Annotated in this window: 16 protein-coding genes and 1 pseudogene; 8 read left to right on the forward strand and 9 right to left on the reverse strand. The window is 72.8% G+C overall.

What is annotated here, in order from left to right:
- Positions 1-174: 174 nt before the first annotated feature.
- Positions 175-726: a hypothetical protein gene (locus tag AB0C96_RS23905; protein ID WP_362919749.1), complete on the reverse strand. Its 552-nt coding sequence runs from the start codon at positions 724-726 to the stop codon at positions 175-177.
- A gap of 78 nt (positions 727-804) precedes the next feature.
- Positions 805-1,207, reverse strand: a pseudogene (locus AB0C96_RS23910) (N-acetyltransferase family protein).
- Positions 1,208-1,405: 198 nt separating this feature from the next.
- Here AB0C96_RS23910 and AB0C96_RS23915 point away from each other — a divergent pair.
- From AB0C96_RS23915 to AB0C96_RS23930, 4 genes are all read left to right on the forward strand, one after another.
- A complete protein-coding gene (locus tag AB0C96_RS23915; RefSeq protein ID WP_362919750.1) occupies positions 1,406-2,407 on the forward strand; it encodes a sigma-70 family RNA polymerase sigma factor in 1,002 nt (333 codons plus the stop codon).
- Between the two features lie 603 nt (positions 2,408-3,010).
- Positions 3,011-3,991 carry a helix-turn-helix domain-containing protein gene (locus AB0C96_RS23920; protein WP_362919751.1) on the forward strand — a complete coding sequence of 327 codons (981 nt, stop codon included), beginning with the start codon at positions 3,011-3,013 and terminating at the stop codon, positions 3,989-3,991.
- A gap of 170 nt (positions 3,992-4,161) precedes the next feature.
- Positions 4,162-4,788 (forward strand): hypothetical protein, encoded by a 627-nt coding sequence (locus AB0C96_RS23925; RefSeq protein ID WP_362919752.1) that lies wholly within the window; start codon positions 4,162-4,164, stop codon positions 4,786-4,788.
- Positions 4,789-4,963: 175 nt separating this feature from the next.
- Entirely contained in the window at positions 4,964-5,836 is an 873-nt protein-coding gene (locus tag AB0C96_RS23930) for an NAD(P)-binding domain-containing protein (RefSeq protein ID WP_362919753.1), read from the forward strand.
- Between the two features lie 95 nt (positions 5,837-5,931).
- Here AB0C96_RS23930 and AB0C96_RS23935 read toward each other — a convergent pair whose 3' ends face one another.
- Positions 5,932-7,263 carry an Ig-like domain-containing protein gene (locus tag AB0C96_RS23935; protein WP_362919754.1) on the reverse strand — a complete coding sequence of 444 codons (1,332 nt, stop codon included), beginning with the start codon at positions 7,261-7,263 and terminating at the stop codon, positions 5,932-5,934.
- A gap of 492 nt (positions 7,264-7,755) precedes the next feature.
- On the opposite strand from AB0C96_RS23935, the gene AB0C96_RS23940 reads away from it, so the two are divergent.
- Positions 7,756-8,070, forward strand: a complete 315-nt coding sequence (locus tag AB0C96_RS23940) for a hypothetical protein (protein ID WP_362919756.1) — start codon at positions 7,756-7,758, stop codon at positions 8,068-8,070.
- A gap of 24 nt (positions 8,071-8,094) precedes the next feature.
- Here the strand turns inward: AB0C96_RS23940 and AB0C96_RS23945 are convergent, their stop codons facing one another.
- Complete coding sequence (locus tag AB0C96_RS23945) at positions 8,095-8,718, reverse strand: Yip1 family protein (RefSeq protein WP_362919757.1); 624 nt, start codon at positions 8,716-8,718, stop codon at positions 8,095-8,097.
- Between the two features lie 142 nt (positions 8,719-8,860).
- Here AB0C96_RS23945 and AB0C96_RS23950 point away from each other — a divergent pair, with 142 nt between their 5' ends.
- On the forward strand, positions 8,861-9,577 hold the full coding sequence (locus tag AB0C96_RS23950) for a VIT family protein (RefSeq protein WP_362919758.1): 717 nt from the start codon (positions 8,861-8,863) through the stop codon (positions 9,575-9,577).
- Positions 9,578-9,638: 61 nt separating this feature from the next.
- Here the strand turns inward: AB0C96_RS23950 and AB0C96_RS23955 are convergent, their stop codons facing one another.
- The 4 genes from AB0C96_RS23955 to AB0C96_RS23970 form a co-directional block, all read right to left on the reverse strand.
- Positions 9,639-10,751 (reverse strand): P1 family peptidase, encoded by a 1,113-nt coding sequence (locus AB0C96_RS23955; protein ID WP_362919860.1) that lies wholly within the window; start codon positions 10,749-10,751, stop codon positions 9,639-9,641.
- Positions 10,744-11,577 carry a L,D-transpeptidase family protein gene (locus AB0C96_RS23960; RefSeq protein ID WP_362919759.1) on the reverse strand — a complete coding sequence of 278 codons (834 nt, stop codon included), beginning with the start codon at positions 11,575-11,577 and terminating at the stop codon, positions 10,744-10,746. The genes AB0C96_RS23955 and AB0C96_RS23960 overlap by 8 nt, the downstream gene beginning before the upstream one ends.
- 443 nt (positions 11,578-12,020) lie before the next feature.
- Positions 12,021-13,178 (reverse strand): low temperature requirement protein A, encoded by a 1,158-nt coding sequence (locus AB0C96_RS23965; RefSeq protein ID WP_362919760.1) that lies wholly within the window; start codon positions 13,176-13,178, stop codon positions 12,021-12,023.
- A gap of 145 nt (positions 13,179-13,323) precedes the next feature.
- The gene (locus AB0C96_RS23970; protein ID WP_362919761.1) at positions 13,324-14,355 is read right to left on the reverse strand and encodes a methyltransferase; all 1,032 of its coding nucleotides are present in this window, start codon (positions 14,353-14,355) and stop codon (positions 13,324-13,326) included.
- A 233-nt stretch (positions 14,356-14,588) separates the two neighbouring features.
- Between AB0C96_RS23970 and AB0C96_RS23975 the strand changes: the two genes are divergently transcribed.
- Both AB0C96_RS23975 and AB0C96_RS23980 read left to right on the forward strand, forming a co-directional pair.
- A complete protein-coding gene (locus tag AB0C96_RS23975) occupies positions 14,589-16,043 on the forward strand; it encodes an amidohydrolase (RefSeq protein ID WP_362919762.1) in 1,455 nt (484 codons plus the stop codon).
- 175 nt (positions 16,044-16,218) lie between these two features.
- Positions 16,219-17,322: a MerR family transcriptional regulator gene (locus AB0C96_RS23980; protein WP_362919763.1), complete on the forward strand. Its 1,104-nt coding sequence runs from the start codon at positions 16,219-16,221 to the stop codon at positions 17,320-17,322.
- A gap of 83 nt (positions 17,323-17,405) precedes the next feature.
- On the opposite strand, the gene AB0C96_RS23985 is transcribed toward AB0C96_RS23980, so the two are convergent.
- Positions 17,406-18,623: an FAD/NAD(P)-binding oxidoreductase gene (locus AB0C96_RS23985; protein ID WP_362919764.1), complete on the reverse strand. Its 1,218-nt coding sequence runs from the start codon at positions 18,621-18,623 to the stop codon at positions 17,406-17,408.
- Positions 18,624-18,627: the final 4 nt, after the last annotated feature.

Here is an 18,627-nt window from a genome sequence, read left to right on the forward strand (position 1 = left end):
CGGAGGGGCTGGGTGTCCGGACGTAAAGCGAAGCAGTCCGGACACCCAGCCCCGCAGGCCCGCACCCGCAGCCGAACAGCCCCGCGCAGCGGCACAGCCCGCCGCAGGCGCAACGGCGAACAACCACCACGGCGGGACAGAAAAACACGTGGGAAGCCAAGCCAAGCGCAGCGGTCAGTGCGTGGGCACCGGCAACCTCCGCTCCCGGTGTTCCCCGTGCCGCTCCCGGTGTTCCCCGTGCGGTTCGCGGACGCGGTGGGTGCGGAAGAGGTAAAGGCAGGTGACGAACATGACGGCGCCCAGGCCCAGGCCGAAGCCGACGGACTTGAGGATCGACTCGCCGCCGAGGCTGTAGTTCCAGCCCACCGAGCAGCCGAAGAGCGCACCGTAGGAGAGCGCCCGGGTCTCGGTGACCATGTTCTGGCCGTAGTGCACCACGAGGACTCCGAGGACGCCGGTGACCACGGCCGCGGCCAGCCCGTAGAGCACGGCTTGGCCGCCTTTGATGCCGGCGGCGTGGGTGCGGAAGATCGTGAAGCAGCCGAAGGCGAGCGCCGCGATGATCGGGAGGGACACGGTCGGCGGCACGCGCTCGGCGAGGGCGGCCAGGCGGGAGGTCCGTTCCGGGGGCCGGGCGCCGGTGTCGGCCGTCGCGCCGTGCTCGGTCTCGACGGTGCCGTGCGAGCCGGCGGCCCTCGCGCCGTGCCGGCGGGCGTGCTGGTCCATGGCGGGCTCCTCTCGCTTGCCCTTCTGTCCAGGCGACACCCGGGGGGCGTGCGCGTCAACTGGATCAGGGTGCGGGGTTCAGTCGAGGTCCTTCTCGTACCAGGCCACGTCCCAGTAGCGGCCGAACTTCCGGCCCGCGTCCGTGAACGTGCCGATGTGCCGGAAGCCGAAGCGGGTGTGGAGGCGGGTGGACGGTGACCTCGACGGACGGGGCGTACGCCGGCTTGGGGCGGAAGGCGCTGCTGGTCGCGTAACCGAGCAGGGCGCCACCGGGGTCGTGCGGCCGGTGCGCAACCAGAAGGCGGTGCGGGCCGTCTTGGGGGTGGGAGAGCAACCACGGGCGGCGCCGCTCGACGGTGAAGGGCTCCGTGTCGAATGTGATGCAGGTCTCACGGATGTAGTGATTGTAAAGATCCGTAAGGCCCTGGAGGTCCGCTTCGACGCCCGCTCTGACCTGCACTTCCCGGTGCTCTGCCGGCATCCGGCCTCCCTCTGCGAGGGCGCAGGGTACTGCATGATCAGAAAAATAGCGGAGCCGTGTGGGAATTCTGTCCGGATTCCAGCCGTTGTTTCCTTCGGACGGGCCAGTCGGCAAGCATCGCAGTCGATGCGCCGCCGTCGCCCAGCAGCCGGCCCGCCCACCGTCCCGCGACCGACTCATCGCAAAGGGAGCACACGCATGGCAACCCGTGCCGTCGCCCGTCGTCAGGACAGCAGCACCGACACTGACGCGGCCAACAGCGTTCGCGCCGTAGGCGGGGAGATCGCCGACCGCGACCTGGTCGGCATGTACCTCGACGAGATCGCGCGTACGCCCCTGCTCGACGCCGCCAAGGAGGTCGAGCTGTCCCAGACCATCGAGGCGGGCGTCTACGCCCAGCAGATCCTGGACGGCGAGGTCACCGACAGCGACGCCGCCGGTGCCAGCCGCGAGGAGCTGGCGGCGCTGGCCGCGGAGAGCGCCAGGGCCAAGGACGTCTTCATCCGCTCCAACCTCCGGCTGGTCGTCGCCGTCGCCCGTCGTTACCCGCGCGCCGGCCTGCCCCTGCTGGACCTGATCCAGGAGGGCAACGCGGGCCTGGTGCGTGCCGTGGAGAAGTTCGACTACACCAAGGGCTTCAAGTTCTCGACGTACGCGACGTGGTGGATCCGTCAGGCCATCACCCGCTCCATCGCCGACCAGTCGCGGACGATCCGGCTGCCCGTGCACCTCGTCGAGGAGCTGGGGCGGATTCGCCGGGTGCAGCGCGAGTTCAACCGCGAGCACGGCCGTGACCCGGAGCCGGCGGAGGTCGCCGGTGAGCTCGGCTCCACGCCCGAGCGGGTCATCGACGTCCTGGACTGGGCGCGTGACCCGGTGAGCCTCAACATGTCCGTGGACGACGACGGCGACACCCAGTTCGGCGATCTGCTGGAGGACACCTCCGCGGCGTCGCCCGAGCAGTCCGTGCTGACGCTGCTGCGCAGCGAGGAGCTGGAGGACCTGATCGACCGCCTCGACCACCGCACGGCCTCGATCATCAAGGCCCGCTACGGCATCGAGGACGGCCGCGAGCGCACCCTGACCGAGGTCGGCAAGCAGCACGGCCTGACCCGCGAGCGGATCCGGCAGATCGAGAAGCACGCGCTGCTGGAGCTGAAGCGGATGGCGCGCGACACGGGATTCGACGCGGCCGCATAACGCCCCTCGTATCCGGTAGGACGAGCCCCGGTGCCACTTCTGGCGTCGGGGCTCCAGTGCGTCCAGTGGGGGCCGGCGTCCTGGATGCGGCGGTGCGCTCTGCGGCCGCGGAAGAGCTACGGACCCTGGCGGCCCGCGCCGTCCCGGCCTCCCTGGGGGCCGACGGACAGCCCCTGGCCCCGTGAACCGGTTGAGCTGCGCATCATCACCTAACCAGCGCGCACGCCTCCCCGGCGTCGGCGGTGCGGACCTCGATGGCAGTCAAGCCACTCAGGCAGAGCGGACCAGGAACTCCGTGCAACCGGCCGGGGGCTGTCCGGCGAACGTCCCTCCAGGATGCCGGAATGCGTCCGGTGAGTCGTGAGCGCCGAGTGCACAACTGCGTTGGCGCTGAGTTCACTTGTGGCTGTGGAGGGCCTGATGCCGGTGGTCCGCCCGTGGGGTGGTGTGGCGCCTCTCGGACCTGGATCGGGCTTGCTCTTCCAGGAGTTGCGGCCGCGGGCGTTCCGCACTCCCGGCCGCCGGGGCATGGAACCGGGGCGTCCCAACACGCCGTGTATCACCTGGTGGGGGCGCTTTGGCCTGCGGTCAGAATCGGGGGAAATGCTGTTGTTGGACGAGCTGGTGTTCCGCAGTGACGATGTGCCTGTGCCGGACCGGTTTGACTACTGGTCCGAGCTCTTGGGCCGCACGCATGCGCCCATGGAGTTGCGCAGCGACTATGCCGACGACTTCCGGGCTTCCCAGCGCGTGCTGGACCTCGGTGCCGTCACCGCGTGGTCTGCCACGTTCCAGCCGTTGGTCTTCCGTCGCACGCCGAAGCTGATCCGGCAGTCCGACCCCGAGACTTACCATCTTTCACTCGTCGTACGCGGGGCCGGGGCAGGCGTGTGGAGGCACCGGGAAACCCAGTACAAGCAGCACGACCTGTTCATCAACTCTTCCTCACTGCCCAACGACGTCCACAGCGCCGGGGCCCCGGTCACGACCGTGGCCTTGGAGATCCCCAAGGCCCTGGTACCGCTCCCGCGCGACGCGGCCCGCCGGATAGTCGGGACGCCGGTGTCGACCCGGGAAGGGATGGGCGCGCTTCTGGCGCAGTTCCTCACCCAACTCACCGAGGACACCGCCCCATACCAGCCCGCCGACGCCCCCCGCCTGGGCACGGTCCTGACCGATCTGACCGCCGCGCTCTTCGCCCACCTGCTCGAAGCCGGTGACTTCCTCCCCCCGGAGACCCGCCGACGGAGCCTGACCCTGCGCATCCAGGCATTCATCCGGGAGCACCTGCACGACCCGCACCTCACCCCGGCCGTGATCGCTGCCGCGCACCACATCTCCACCAGCTATCTGCACCGCCTCTTCCGGGACGAGGAAACCACAGTCGCCGCGTGGATCCGCCGCCTGCGCCTGGAGGCGGCCCGTCGCGACCTCACCGACCCAGCACGCCACGCCGTCCCCATCCACGCCATCGCCACCCGCTGGGGATTCCCCCGCGCAACCGACTTCTGCCGCGCCTATCGCGCCGCCTACGGCACCACACCCAAGGACCACCGGCATCAGGCCCTCCACGGCCACAAGTGAACTCAGTGCCAGCACAGTTGTGACCTCGGCGCTCACGACGCACCGCCCGCATGCGGCCGGTCCTCGGGGCGGCCGATGTTACCCGCGTGTTAGTGGATCTTTAGGCGGCCCGACGAGAGTCGAGGGCATCACGCCGATGGGCATCCACACATCGTCTCGGGGGAATTCTCATGCCGCTCTCCACCACCGCACTGCGCCGCAGTCGCCGTCTCGCCGCCGCCTCGCTGGTCGCCGCCGCCGCGCTCTCGCTGACCGCCTGCCAGGAGGGCGGCGACAAGGCGTCGGCCGCCCCGTCCGCCTCGGCCGTCTCGCCCACCCCGTCCGCCCCGGCGGGGCAGGCAGCGGCGGACGGCGGCAACGGCGGCGGCAACGGGGCCGGGGCCGGGACCACGAAGGGGAAGAACACCGCACGGACGCGGGAGACGCCCGGACAGGGCCGGGCGGCCGGTGGGCAGGGCGGCGGCGCCGGGACGCCGGGAGGTGCGTCCGCAGGGCGCCACGGCGTCGACGGCACCTGGGTCGGCACGCTGAAGTGGCTCACCGAGGACAAGCTCACGGTGGCCCCCAAGACCGGTACGGAGCAGGCGTTCTACATCGCCGACAGCACCGAGGTGCTGGGTGCCGCGGGGATCTGCGAGGCCCCCGACGGCCGGGTGCACGCGGACGGCTCCGGCTACGGCACGACCTCCTGCACCCTCGCCGATCTGCGCAAGGCGGCCCGACTCGGCGTCATCGACGTCCGGGTCACGGTGGCCGATGGCGTCGCCACCAAGGTCGCCGAGCACTACCACCCGTGATCCCCCCGCCCCCACGTCACGTCACCGGTACGCACCTTCAGGTGCGTACGCACGAAAAAGTGCGTACTTGTCCGGTGCCGGACCCCCGCCAAGACTGATGCAGCGGCCGCCGGAACGCATGACCGGCGGCCGCTGCATCAGTTGGTATGAGGCGCAAGAAGCGGGAGTTCGGTTCGTGACGACGGTGAAGAAGAGTGTTGCGGTCCTCGGCCTGGGGAGCATGGGCACGGCACTGGCCGGCGCGTTGCTGGCGGCCGGCCACCAGGTGACCGTGTGGAACAGGACGCCCGGCAAGGCCGAGGGGCTCGTGGCGCGCGGCGCCCGGAGCGTGGACTCGGTGGCCGAGGCGGTCGCCGCCGCCGAGGTCGTGATCGTCTGCATCCTCGACTACGGCGACATCGGGCCCCTGCTGGAGCAGCCGGGCGCGGCCTGGCAGGGGCGGGTGGTGGTCAACGTGACCAACGGCTCCCCCGAGGAGGCGCGTGCGATGGCGCAGCGGGTGACCGCGCTGGGGGCCGCCTACCTCGACGGCGGGATCATGGCCGTCCCCGCGCTGATCGGCGGCCCCCAGGCGTTCGTGCTCTACAGCGGTTCACGGGAGGCCTTCGAGGCGCACCGGGACCTCCTGGACGCCTTCGCCCGCAGCGTCTACCTGGGGGAGGACCCCGGGCTCGCGCCGCTCAACGACCTCGCGCTGCTCAGCGCCATGTACGGGATGTTCGGCGGCTTCGCGCACGCGGCCGCGCTGGTGCGCTCGGCGGGCGGCCCGGTGGCGGAGTTCACCACCACGCTGCTGCTGCCGTGGTTGCAGGCGATGGCGGGCGGTCTGCCCGCGATGGCGGCGCAGGTCGACGCCGGCGACTACGCGACGACCGGCTCCCCCCTCGCCATGCAGGTCGCGCACGACGCCATCGGTGACGTCAGCCGTGCCCAGGGCGTCAGCCCCGAGCTCTTCGCGCCGGTGCTCGCGCTGATGCGGCGGCGGGTGGCGGACGGTCACGGCAGCGAGGACTTCGCGGGCGTGGTGGAGCTGCTGGATCCGCGCTGAGCCGGTGGGCCGACCCGCACTCCTCCAGCTGACAAGGGCGGTGGCCGGCCCCTCCAGGAGGGACCGGCCACCGCCCTTGCCGCGAGCCGTGCGGGTCAGGCCGCGCTGCCGGCCTTCCAGTCCGCCCAGGACAGGTTCCAGCCGTTGAGGCCGTTGTCCGGCTTGACGGTCTGGTCGTGCGAGTTCTTCACGATGACGACGTCGCCCACCAGCGACTCGCTGAAGAACCACTTGCCCGGGGTGTCGCCACCGCCGCCCTTGTTGTCGCGCAGGCCGACGCAGCCGTGGCTGGTGCCGGCGTTGCCGAACACGGACGGGGAGCCCCAGTAGTTGCCGTGGATGAAGGTGCCCGAGGACGACAGTCGCATGGCGTGCGGGACGTCCTTGATGTCGTACTCACCGCCGAAGCCGACCGTCGAGCCGTCCATCCGGGTCTGCTCGAACTTCTCCGAGATCACCATCTGCCCGTTGTAGGTCGGGTGGTCGGGGCTGCCGCCGGAGATCGGGATGGTCTTGTAGGTCTTGCCGTCCCGCTTGACCGTCATGGTCTGGGTGTTCATGTCGACGGTGGAGACCTGCGAGCGGCCGATGGTGAAGGTCACCGTCTTGGACTGCACGCCGGTGATGCCGTTGCCGCCCTTCACCCCGTCGAGGTCGATCTTCATGGTGACCTTGGAGCCGGCCTTCCAGTAGTCCTCCGGCCGGAAGTCCAGGCGCTGGGCACCGAACCAGTGGCCGACGACCTCCTGGCCGCTGCTGGAGGTCACCGTGATGTGGGACTGGACGTCCTTCTTGTTGGTGATGACCTTGTCGAAGTTGAAGGACACCGGCATGCCGACGCCGACGGTCTTGCCGTTGTCGGGGGTGTAGGTGCCGATGAAGCTGTTGGCCGAGGAGACCGTCGAGAAGGTCGCGTTCTCGGTGGCCGAACGGCCCTTGGCGTCCTTGGCGTTCGCCACGAGCTTGTACTTGGTGCCGCGCTCCAGCTGGACGCCGGGCTTCCAGGACTGCCCGTCGGCCGATATGGCGCCGGCCACGGCGGCCCCGGAGTCGGCGACGGTGAGCTTGACATCGGTCAACTTGCCGCCGGTGACCTTCACACCGGTGTCGTTGATGCTGGCGTCGGTGGCGCCGTCCTTGGACGAGACCGTGATCTTGGCGTCCGAGGCGTCCTTCTTGGCCGCGGCGTCCGCACCGGCCTGGCCGTTCTTGCCGTCGTCGTTGCCACCCGCCGAGGCGTCGCCGCCACAGGCGGACAGCGCCAGCGCACCCGCGGCGAACAGGGCGGTCACGGCCAGCGTCCGGCGCATCCGGCGGGTACGGCGCGGCGCGCCCGACGCCTGCTGCTCGGCTGGCTGGAGCAACTGGTGCGGGGTGCGGGACCGAGCGGGCGCGGAGTTGTCCGGCGATGTCACGAGCTGCTCCATACAAGGGTGTTGTGTAATTCCGTGCTGGTAAACAGCACCTACAGGCAGATTTGGTTGCGGGTCGGGCCAGGTTGTGACGAAGGTCACATTCGCCAGGGATGGTCGGTCCGACAGTCAGGTTCGCAGTGGGGTGGGCTGTTCGTCCAGCGGTTCGCTGCGCTTGGCTTGGCTTCCCACGTTGTCGGCTGTCCCGCCGTGGTGGTTTCTCGCCGTTTCTCCCCCACTGCCTAAAGGGCGCGGGAGGTACCCCCACGCGGCGGGCGCTGCCGCTGCGCGGGGCTGTCAGCCCCGGAGGGCCACACCCTCCCGTGGGTGGGAAAGGGAGGGGCCGGTGGGGGTGGGCGCGAGTGGTGTTCTGGCGGTAGAAATCTTGGGAAATGTCATAGGAGATGCGTCACTTCGGGACTTTAGTCCCAGAATCCTCTGTCGTATGGCCTGAGGTGTGGTGTCTACTGGCTCCAGCCCAGCGCCTCATCCCTCCGGGAGGACCGCATGCTCCCCTCCGTATCGATTTTGCAGCAGATCGGCCTCGGCGTGCTCCTCGTGGTGGCCGTCGTCTGGACCGTCGGACTGGTCAGACTGCTGCGGCGCGGGCGGTACGAGGCGGCCATGCGGCGGGACCGGCGGGAGATGCGGGCCCGCTACGGGCCGCACGGGCCCGAGGGGCTGCCCGCGGCGCCGGAGCTGCTCGGCTCGGTCCCGCGGCAGACCGGGCCGGCCGGGCCGGCGGCGGAGTGCGTCGAGCTGACCGCCCAGGAGCAGGAGGCGTTCGAGGAGCTGGTGCGGCAGCTGACCAGCCGGAGTTGAGCGCCGCGGGGCCACGGCTCGCGCTCAGCGCCCCGGACCCACATTCAGCAGCGCCAGCGCGGCCAGCATCTGCACCGACACCGTCGCCGCGGCCTTCCAGGTCGACAGGTGGTGTTGGCCCCGTATGAGCAGTACGGCGAGGACGTAACCGAACCCCCAGGTCGTCCAGGTCGCCGCCTGTACGAAGGTGGCGTTCGGGGGCAGCCAGGCGGCGATGGCCAGGCGCGGCAGGTCCGTCACCCAGAAGAGCACGATGAACAGGCTGGCGGTCGGCGCGAAGCGGCCGTTGCCGCCCAGCGTGCGGGCTATCGCGTGGGTGACCGCGCCCAGCGCGAGGCTGGCGGCGAGCACCCCGGCCTCGGCCAGGCCGACGAGCTTCAGCGCCGCCTCGCGGTCGACCGCCCACTGGGCGCGGAAGGCGTCCGCCGACAGCACCCCGATGCCGCCGCTGATCAGGCACAGCAGCACCGCCGCGCTCCACGCGCTGCGGTCCCGTGCCTCGTCCATCACGTCCACAGGCCGGTACCAGAGCCCGAATATCAGCCGGTGCCACCACAGTCGGCGGCGCGGCGCGGGCTCGCGGGGCGCCGGCTGGACGAGCGTGGGCGGGGGCGGTTGCGGGGGCTGGGCGGGGGGTGGTGCGGGCATACGGCCGTTCTACCACCGGCAACATCGTGGTGGTGCGGGGGCGTCGGGCGGGGGAACGGCCGCGTTGACCGGGGTGCGGGCGGCCCGACGGGCACGGTCGCGTCGTGCGGGCCGGGCCCGGCCGGGATGAGACGCTCGGGCGATGACAGCGCAGACACCGGAGCACGGCGAGGCGCACGGCGGCGGGCTCGGCAGCCGGCTCAACTGGCTGCGGGCCGCGGTCCTCGGAGCCAATGACGGCATCGTCTCCACCGCCGGCCTGGTCGTCGGCGTCGCCGGGGCGACCGACGACCGTGGCACGCTCCTGACGGCCGGGTTGGCGGGGCTGCTGGCCGGGTCGATGTCGATGGCCGCCGGCGAGTACGTGTCGGTCTCCACCCAGCGCGATTCGGAGGAGGCGGCGCTGGCCCAGGAGAAGCGGGAGCTGGCCACCGAACCGCAGGCGGAACTGATCGAGCTCACCGAGATGTTGGAGGGCAAGGGCCTACGGCCACAGCTCGCCCGGGAGGTCGCCGAGCAGCTGACCGAGCACGATGCCCTGCGCGCCCACGCGGAGGTCGAGCTGGGCATCGACCCCGATGACCTGACCAATCCCTGGCACGCGGCCGGCGCCAGCTTCCTCGCGTTCACGGCCGGGGCGCTGCTGCCGCTGCTGGCCATCGTGCTGCCGCCGGCCGCGTACCGGCTGTGGATCACGGTGGGCGCGGTGCTCTGTGCGCTGGCGCTGTGCGGCTGGAGCAGTGCCCGGCTGGGCGCCGCTCCGGTGGGGCGGGCGGTGCTGCGGAACGTGGGGGGCGGGGCGCTGGCGATGGCGGTCACCTATGCGGCCGGGTCGGCGCTCGGGGCGGTGGGGGTCTGAGCCCGTCGGGGTCGTGCCGTCCGGTGGGGGTCTGAGCCCGTCGGGGGGCCGTGCCGTCCGGTCAGACGTCCCCGTACAGCTCCCGGTACGAGGGGAAGACGCCGCCCGGCCCGTCCACCGTCTCCGCCGTCAGGGCGGCCCGCACCACGGCGCGGGTCAGCACGTCCGCACCGGCGGCCAGGACGTCGTTCAGCGCGCCGGCCTCCGCGTGCACGCCGAACGCGGGCCCGGCGAGGGCCCCGTCGGTGGTGAGCGGGCGAGTGGCCGTGGACAGTGCGAAGACCGTGTCGCCGTCGGAGAGCAGATGGACCGGCCGCAGGGCGCGGGCCAGGCCGTCGTGGGCGGTGCCGGCGAGTTTGTGGGCCTGGGCGCGGGTGAGGGCGGCGTCGGTGGCGACCACCGCGAGGGTGGTGTTGAGCGGCGGGTGCACGGAGGCGGCCGAGCGGTCCCGGGACACCTCCCGCGCCTCGGCGAGTCGGCGTACCGCGGCGGCGTGCACGTCGGGGGACGGGAGGGCGGCCGGGCCGTCGTACCGGTGGCCGTAGAGGGCGCCGGTGTGCGGGTCGGCGAACGAGCCCACGGCGTTGACGGCGGCGAGGGCGGCCACCGTGGCGCCGGAGGGGAGGACCGTGCTGGCGGTGCCGATGCCGCCCTTGAAGCCGCCGGCCACCGCTCCGGTGCCGGCACCCGCGTTGCCCTCGGCGACCGGGGCCCCGGGGGCGGTGGCCGCCGCGGCCTGGACCGCGGCGCGGCCCAGCGCGGCGTCCGGGCGAGCCCGCCAGTCGCCGCCGCGCCCCAGGTCGAACAGCGCGGCGGCCGGGACGACGGGGACGACCTGGGCGGGGTCGGGGCCGACCCGGAAGCCGCGGCGGTGGTCCTCCAACCAGCCGACGACACCGGACGCGGCGTCAAGGCCGAAGACACTGCCGCCGGTCAGCACCACCGCCTCGACGCGCTGGACGAGGTTGCGCGGGTCCAGCGCATCGGTCTCGCGGGTGCCGGGGCCGCCGCCGCGCACGTCGACGGCCGCGATCGCGCCGCCCTCGGGGGCGAGGACGACGGTGGTGCCGGTCAGCGCGCCGTCGCCGGTCCGCCCGGCGTGGCCGACCCGGAGGCCGAGGACGTCGGTCAGCGCGTCCTGCGGCCCCGCGGGGAGCGGCCGCCGGTCAGAAATGGGCCGGTCCCATCACGATGACCGGGTGCAGATCGGGGTCGAGGGTGCTCAGCAGCTGCCGCATCGCCTTGGGCTTGAGGCTCACGCAGCCCTGGGTGGGTCCGTCGTGGTCGACGTGCAGCCAGACGCCGCCGCCCTTGGCGTCGCCCAAGGGGCGCTCCGGGTCCAGGGGGGAGGTGCCCGTTTCCCGGTTGTAGTTGATGGCGATGACGTAGTCGAAGGCGCCGGCGAGCGGCTCGCCCTCCACGCCGGTGCCGTCGGCGACGAACCTGCCGTTGTGGTCGTACGGGAGCTTGGTGCCGTCGGGGGCGGGCAGCCGGCCGCCGGCGTCGGTGAGGGTGTAGACCCCGATGGGGGAGCGCAGGTCGCCGTAGTGGTGGTCGTCGGTCCAGCCGTGGGCGGCGTTGTGCGCCGACCAGGCGGGGCCCGCCTCCCAGTCGTTCGAGCCCTCCTCACGGGTGTAGAGGACGACCCGGGACTGGAAGGAGTCCATGTCCTTGCCCGTGACGACCAGCACCTGTCGGGCGTTGGCCGGTATCCGTTTGCGGGCGGCGTCGCTCAGGCCGGGGATCGGCCGTCCGGCGGAGCCGTTCGGTGCGGCGTTCGGGGCGGATTTCGCGGCGACGGCGGGAGTGCGTGGCGTGTCCGGGCCGGAAGCCGTCGTGGACGTGGTGCTCTTGGCGTCGGACGGGCTTTCGTGGTCGTCACCCGATGCCGGCCACGCCCACAGGGCGGTGCCGACCAGCGTGGAGAGGGCGAGGCCGCCCACGGCCTTGCTGCGCCGGGACAGTCTCGTCCGCGCGCGGGACTGAGCGTGGCGGGCCATGGCTGGCGTCTCCTCAGGTACGGGCGGTGGTCGGCCCCGGGGGCTTCCCGCGGGAAATCCCCTGTCATAAAAAGGGCAATCTGCACCCTACCGCGTCTGTGCCGGCGCGCCTCCGGTGGCCCTGGTGAACGGTGGGGAACACGAGCACGAAGCCCCGAGAAGTGGGGTCCATTGGTGGGTAATTGACGGGGAATGGGGTGCCGCTCGCACAGGGCCGTGCTGGTGAAGGGCCCTTTCGGCAGGCGTGGAAGATGGCCGAATCCGATGCGGAATCAGGGTGATTTCCGGGGCTGTACGGCCGTTCGGCACGCTAATGGGGGACGGCCACGGGGAGGTATGCCGATACCCGGGCCGGCAGGTCGGCGGGGCCGCCGGCGGTCTGCGCCGAGAGGGTGGGCGGGCGCTCGTCGAGACGGGTGACGGGGTGTGGGGTACCGCCGCCGTCACTCCGCCGGCGCGGTGCCCTGACGGGCCGTGAGGGTGACCCCGACCGCCACCGTGGCGGACGCCACCAGGCCGGCCGCCAGGACCGCCCAGTGCCCGGCGGCGGTGCACGCCAGGAGCAGCACCGACGACACCGGCAGCACCAGCTGCTGGGCCGGCCCCCGCTTCTGGTGGCGGGAGTGGATCAGCCACACGGTGAACAGGAACAGCGCACCCGGCACGGTGACGCAGGCCGCCGCCTCGTACGCCGTCAGATGAGACTTGCCGAACGCCTCCTCCACCGTGACCTCGATCCCCGCGCCGACCGCGGCCGCCGAGCCGAACACCAGGTAGTGGCCGTAGCCCCACAGGAACGACTGGCGGTTCGAACGCAGGTGCAGGTGGATCGGTACCGCGAAGTAGATCCAGTACGCGGCGAAGACCAGCAGCAGCCCGCCGGCCGCGATCGGCAGCAGGGTGCCCAGCTCGTCGTTCTCGTCCAGCGCCGTCTGCACCGCCACGGTGGCCGCGGCGACCGTCTCGCCGAGCACGATGATGGTGAACAGGCCGTAGCGCTCGGCGATGTGATGCGGATGCCAGGTCGTCGGCCGCGCCCGCTCGGCCAGCGCCGGCACGGCCAGCTCCGCCAGGCCCACCACCACGAACACCCAGGGCACCGCGCTCACCGGCAGGAGCAGCAGGCCCAGCCAACCGATCTGGCACACCGTCACCCCCAGGGCGTAGCGCAGCGCGGCGCGCCGCTCGGCGCCCACGCTGCCGTGCGCGGCCCGCAGCCACTGGGTGACCATCGCCAGCCGCATCATCACGAAGCCGAACCAGACGACGGTGAAGTCGCTGCGGTCGAAGGCCCGCGGCACGCCGGCGGCCAGCACCAGCACCCCCGCCATCTGGACCAGCGTCACCACGCGGTAGAGCGGGTCATCGGTGTCGTACGCCGACGAGAACCAGCTGAAGTTCATCCAGGCCCACCAGACGGCGAAGAAGAGCATCAGATAGCCGGAGACGCCGTGCCCCCAGTGCCCCTCGGCGAGCGCGTGCGCCAGTTGACGGCCGGCCTGGGCGACCGCCACGACGAAGCACAGGTCGAAGAAGAGCTCCAGGGGGGTGGCGGCGCGGTGCTCCTCGTCTCGACTGCGGGCGCGCATGAGGACCGGCACATCAGCTCCTCTCGTCGGTCCCGGCGGCCGTGATCAGTAGAGCGCGGGCGGGTGGTGCCGCCCATGAGGGGAGCCGGGCGCGGCGTGTCGTGCGGTCTCCTCCGGCGCCCTCCGGCCGCCGCGTCGATCCGGGCGGCGACCGGAGCTACTCGGCGACGGCCTCGACGACGGAGGGGAAGGCCGGCGTCGGCAGCACCCGGGTCAGCCGGAACCCGCCCGCGGACAGCAGCGTGGCGAACTCGTCCGCGGTGCGCTCCTGCCCGTCGACCACCGCCATCATCGCCACGTCCAGGGTCTTGCCGAAGTGCGGGGCGTTCCCCGGCGGCAGCACCGACTCGATGACCAGCAGCCGGCTGCCGGCCGTCATCGCCGCCCGGCAGGTCCGCAGGATGCGCCGGCAGGCCTCGTCCGGCCAGTCGTGCAGGACGTGCTTGAGGACGTAGACGTCGCCGCCCTCCGGCACGGACGTGAAGAAGTCGCCCTCCTGGGTGCGCCAGCGGCCCTTCAGCTCGTCGCCGTCCAGGAGGTGGTGCGCCAGTGGCGGCGCCTGGTCGAAGAGCACACCGGTCAGCTGCGGGCGGCGGCGCAGCGCGGCGCGCAGCAGTCCGCCGCGCCCGCCGCCGACGTCCACGACCGTGCCGGTCTCGGGGAACGGGTAGATGTCCGCCACCGCCTCGTCCACCGGCGCGGACAGCGACGCCATCCCGTCGTCGAAGAGCTGCCGGGCGGCCGGGTCGGTCAGCAGGTGCGTGAAGAGGGGCGTCCCGAAGATCCGCTCGAAGGACGCCCCGCCGTGCCGTACGGCCTCCGGCATCGCGGCGGAGGTCCGCAGGAACAGCTCGTCGGTCATCATCAGCACGGCGGCGTGCAGCGAATCGGGCACGTCGGTGCGGAGCGGCCGGGCCGCCGGCGTCAGCTGGTAGGCGCCGGCGGCGTCCTCCCGGAAGATGCCGCGGGTGGCCAGGTAGCGCAGCACGCGCCGCAGGTGCGGGGCGTGGGTGTCGGTGGCGGCGGCCAGCTGCTCGACGGTGCGCGGGCCCTCGGCGAGGCGGTCGGCGATGCGGTAGTGGGCCGCGGTGCGCAGCGCGGCGGTGAAGACGTGTCCCAGGGCCTGGTCCATCACATGGGTCGTGAGGTCTTGGGGCAGGTCGGTCGGACGGTGGGGCGAGGTGGCCAACGTCAGCCTCCGGTCGTCGACTTGGGCCTGCTGCTCCCGGCCGCAGGCGGGTGATCCACGGTTGCAGTCGCCGGCTCCGGTGTCACGGTGAACGGAGCGGGCAACCGCCAACTCCGGCCAGCGGGGCGGTCTCCCGGTGGTGGGCGGGCGCACGCCGCCGGTCGGCCGGGCGGGGCCCCGGGGGCGGGCCGGTGCGTTCGATGCCGGTGGGTGTTCCGTGGTCGAATGCGCCTATGAGCGACAGTGACAAGACCGGGATGACCGGCTCGACAGGCACGACAGTCTCGACCCGGGCGACGACCGACGGCGGCTCCACCGCGCCCGGTGGCCCCACTACGCCCGGTGGCCCCACTACGCCCGGCGGCCCCACTACGCCCGGTGGCCCCACTACGCCCGGTGGCCCGACCGCGCCCGGCGGCGCCCCGCACACCACCTCCGCCACCGTCCTGGCCCCGCTCGACGACCGCCTCCCGGACCTCGTGGCCCTCTACAAGGACCTCCACCAGCACCCCGAACTCGGCTTCCAGGAGACCCGCACCGCAGCCGAGGCCGCCCGCCGGCTGACCGGTTACGGCTACGAGGTCACCACCGGCATCGCCCGGACCGGCGTGGTCGGCGTGCTGCGCAACGGCCCGGGGCCGGTGGTCCTGCTGCGCGCCGACATGGACGCCCTGCCCGTCACCGAGGACTCCGGCCTGGACTACGCCTCCGCGGTCCCCGGCCGGATGCACGCCTGTGGCCACGACGTCCATGTCACCTGCCTGCTGGGCGCCGCCGACCTGCTCGCCGCCGCCCGCGACCACTGGTCGGGCACCCTGATCGCCCTCTTCCAGCCGGCCGAGGAGGTCGGCAGCGGAGCCCGCGCCATGCTCGACGCCGGCCTCTACCGCAAGGACCTGGTTCCCACGCCCGACGTGGTGCTGGCCCAGCACGTCGCCCCGTTCGGCGCCGGGCTGATCGCGTACTGCCCCGGCGCCTGTATGGCCGCCGCCGACAGCCTGGAGATCACCTTCCACGGCACCGGTGGCCACGGCTCCCGCCCCGAGACCACCGTCGACCCGATCCTCATGGCGGCGTCCTTCGTCCAGCGGGTGCAGTCCGTCGTGGCCCGCGAGGTCGCCCCCAAGGACCGGGCGGTGGTCACCGTCGGCTCCTTCCACGCCGGGGACACCGCCAACGTCATCCCCGAACGGGCCGTCGTACGGCTCAGCGTCCGCACCTTCGACGAGACCGTACGCACCGCCGTGCTGGCCGCCATCGACCGCATCGCCCGCGCCGAGGCCACCGCCTCCGGCGCCGACCGCGCGCCCGAGACGGAGCTCATCGACTCCTTCCCGGTCACCGTCAACGACCCCGCAACGCTCCGGAAGGTCAACGCGGAGTTCACCCGACTCTTCGGCGAGCAGCGGCTGTTCGAGTACGAACCGGCGACCGGCAGCGAGGACGCCGGCATCCTGGCGACCGCCGCCGGCGCTCCCCTCTACTACTGGTGGCTGGGCGGCTGGGACCCCGACGCCTTCCGCACCGCGCTGGCCGCCGGCCGCCTGGCCCAGGACATCCCCTCCAACCACTCCCCGCGCTTCGTGCCGGTGGTCCGCCCGACCCTGACCATGGGCGTGCAGGCCCTGACGGCGGCGGCCCTCGACCAGCTGGCCCCGGGGGCGGCCGGAGCGGCGGAAGCCGACTGACCCACGCCGTTTGACTGACCCACGCCGTTTGACCTTGTCCTTGGGGGAAGCCCCAGCATCGGTGGTGCCCGGCCGGCCAGGGGGTCTTCCCCTACGGCGGCCCGGCACGAGGAGGACGGCCGGGTGTCCGGCACGGGAGCGCCCGGACGGCGCGGAGACGGAGGGAGGCGGGGACATGACCGAGTGGACCGGCGGCGAGGAGCTGCTCACCATCGGGGCGTTCGCCCGGGCCTCCCGCCTCTCGCCGAAGGCGCTGCGGCTCTACGACGAGCTCGGTCTGCTGCCCCCGGCCCACGTCGACCCGGTCAACGGCTACCGCCACTACGCCCCGGCCCAGCTGGAGCGGGCCCGGCTGGTCGCCTGGCTGCGCCGGCTCGGGATGCCGCTCGTCCGCATCCGCGAGGTGTGTGCGCTGACGCCGTCCGCGGCGGCCGAGGCGGTCGCCGCGTACTGGGTGCGGGTCGAGGCCGACACGGCCGCCCGCCGCGACCTGGCCGCCTTCCTCGTCGACCAACTGCAACGGAAGGACAAGGACACCGCCATGACCGCTTCGCGCACCCCGCTGACCCTGGACCACGCAGCCCGGACCGACCGGGGCCTGGTCCGCCCGGCCAACCAGGACGCCGTCCACGCGGGCCCCCGGCTGCTGGCCGTCGCCGACGGCTACGGACCCGGCGGCGACCTGGCCGCGGCCGCCGCCATCGAGGCACTCGTGCCACTGGAGGAGCGGGACCTCACCGCCGCCGACCCCCTCCTCGTCCTGGAGGAGGCGGCCCGGCAGGCCCACCGCGCCGCACCACCGGCCCTCTCGGCCGACCACAGCACCGGCAGCACCCTCACCGCCCTCCTCCGCGCCGGTTCACGCCTGGCGCTGCTGCACATCGGCGACTCCCGCGCCTATGTGCTCCGCGACTCCGGCCTGTTCCGGATCACCCACGACCACAGCCTCGTGCAGTCCCTGATCGACGAGGGTCGCCTCACCCCCGAGGAGGCCCCCGCCCACCCCCAGCGCGCCGTGCTGCTGCGGTCCCTCGACAGCACCACCGAGTTCACCCCCGACCTGCAACTCCTCCAGGCCCACCCCGGGGAGCGCTACCTCCTGTGCACCGACGGCCTGACCGGCGTGGTCCCGCCCGAGACCCTCCAGGACGTCCTGACCGCCGCCGCCACCCCCGAGCAGGCCGTGGAGCGGCTCATCGCCGCGGCCCACGCGGCGGGGGCGCCGGACAACGTGAGCTGCGCGGTGGCGGACGTGCGCCGCGCGGACACCTCGCACTAGGGCGGACACCTCGCGCTGGGGCGGACGCCTCGGACCAGGGCGGACGCCCCGGACCAGGGGTGTCCGCGAGGCCCGTCCGGCCGCTACGCCAGTCCCTTGAGCATCCCCCTGAAGTAGAGCTGGGGCAGCCCGTAGCGCTTGAGGAACCACATGTCGGTGCGTTCGCGGGTGGTGTCGATGAAGGGGATGGAGGGGGTGGGGCGGAGGTCGTAGTCGAACTCGGCGAGCAGCATCTTGTGGCGCGCGGTGACCAGGGGACAGGAGGTGTAGCCGTCGTAGTGGGCGGTAGCGGGGCGGCCGCGCAGGCCGGCGAGGAGGTTGTCGACCACGACCGGGGCCTGTTTGCGGATCGCGGCACCCGTCTTGGACGTCGGGAGGTTCGCCACGTCGCCGAGGACGAACACCTCGGGGTGGTCGGGGTGTTGGAGGGTTCGGCGGTCCGCCGCGACGTACCCGTAGGGGGACTGGGGGTCGGCGAGCGGGCCGTCGGCGACCCACTGGGGGGCGCGCTGCGGCGGCACCGCGTGCAGCAGGTCGTAGCGGACCGTCTCGGCCGTGCCGGTGGTGTGGTCGGTGATCACCGCCTCCCGGGCCGCGCCGTCCAGGCCGGTCATCTCGGAGCTCAGCCGCACCTCGATGCCGTACCGCCGGGCGGCCTCCTCAAGCGTCCGGGCGAAGACCGGCACCTTGAACAGCGTTGGCTCCGGGATCACCAGGATGGTGCGGATCGCGCCCAGGACGCCGCGCTTGCGCCAGTGGTCGGCCGCCAGGTACGCGATCTTCTGCGGGGCGCCGCCGCACTTCACCGGCCCGGACGGCATGGTGAACACCGCCGTGCCGCGGCGCATCCGGCGGATCAACTCCCAGCTGAGCGGGGCGAGATCGGGCCGGTAGTTGCTGGTCACACCGCCGTGACCGAGCGCGCCGGCCAGGCCCGGCACACCGTCCCAGTCGAGGTGCAGTCCGGGCGCGAGGACCAGGCGCCCGTAGGAGAGGACCCGGCCGGAGGCGGTGGTGACCGTGCGGGCGGCGGGGTCGACGGCGGTGGCGCGCTCGCGCAGCCAGCGCACACCGGGCGGTATGACCTCCGCCTGGGTGCGCAGCGAGGCCCGGAGCGGGGCCTGGCCGCCGCCGACCAGCGTCCACAGCGGCTGGTACCAGTGCGTCTCGGAAGGCTCCAGCAGTGCGACGTCCCGGACACCGGCACGGCGTAACCGGGCGGCGACGGTGATGCCCGCGGTGCCGCCACCGACGATGAGGACCTGGTGGTGGGCGGGGGCGGGGGCGGGCGTGGGGGCCATGGGG

The organism is Streptomyces sp. NPDC048506, from assembly GCF_040651315.1.
Classification (GTDB): Bacteria; Actinomycetota; Actinomycetes; order Streptomycetales; family Streptomycetaceae; genus Streptomyces.